General features: G+C 68.3%; 1 protein-coding gene. It reads right to left on the bottom strand.

What is annotated here, in order from left to right; translation table 11 throughout:
* Positions 1-903: YDG domain-containing protein (locus DUPY_RS28215; RefSeq protein ID WP_229255183.1), on the bottom strand; the 903-nt coding region annotated here is incomplete at both ends.

Genomic DNA, 903 nt, shown 5'->3' with positions numbered 1-903 from the left:
CGCCGGCGCCCGACAGCGTGTAGCCGCTCACGCTCACGGCCTTGTTGGCGCCGGCGTCCTTGCTGGCAAAGCTGCCCACGGCGGTACCGGTCACCGACACGCTGTCGCTGCCCAGTGCGGCCACGGCAGCAGTGCCGCTCAGGGTCGCGGCGGTGGTGGCGTCATAGGTTTTATCCAGCGCTGCAATGCCCGATACCGCCAGGTTGGCCTTGTTGATGGTTGCGCTCAGGCCGGTCGGCTGGGTGACCACGTAGTTGCCGGCGTCGGCGCCCGACAGCGTGTAGCCGCTCACCGTCACAGCCTTGTTGATACCGACATCCTTGGTCGCAAAACTGCCGCTGCCGCTGCCGGCCAGCGACACCGTGTCGCCCGAAACCAGGCCCGAGTAGCCAACGCTGGCGGTGTTGAGCGCGGCCGTGGTCGTGGCGTCGTAGATTTTATCGACGGCGCTGACGCCGGTCAGGGTCAGCCCCTTGGCGGTCACGGTGTAACTGCTGCCGGCCACGCCGGGCGCGTTGTAATTGCTGGCCAGGCCGCCGTTGCTGCTGCTGCCCAGGCTCAGGCCCGTGGTGCTGGCGAGCGCCGCACCGCTTTGAACGTTCTTGCTGGTCAGGTTCGAGGCGTCACCGGGGCCGGTGACGCTGAAGATCTGGCCGGCCACGCCGGTCGCCGTCAAGGTGCCGCCCGCCACCGACGTGGCGCCATCGTAGGTTCTGCTGCCGGAGACGATGACATCGGCCTTGTTGATGGTAGCGGTCACGCCGGCCGGCTGCACCAGGTTGTAGTTGCCGGCATCGGTGCCGCCCAGCGTATAGCCGGTGACGGTAACCGCCTTGCCCACCCCGGCGTTGGCGTCGGCAAAGCTGCCCACGCCCGTACCCGTGACCGCGACGATGTCGCTGC

It is taken from the genome of Duganella phyllosphaerae (assembly GCF_001758785.1).
Taxonomy (GTDB): domain Bacteria; phylum Pseudomonadota; class Gammaproteobacteria; order Burkholderiales; family Burkholderiaceae_D; genus Rugamonas; species Rugamonas phyllosphaerae.
The sequence above is the reverse complement of the archived record's forward strand: the minus strand, read 5'-3'. Positions and strand labels throughout refer to the sequence as shown.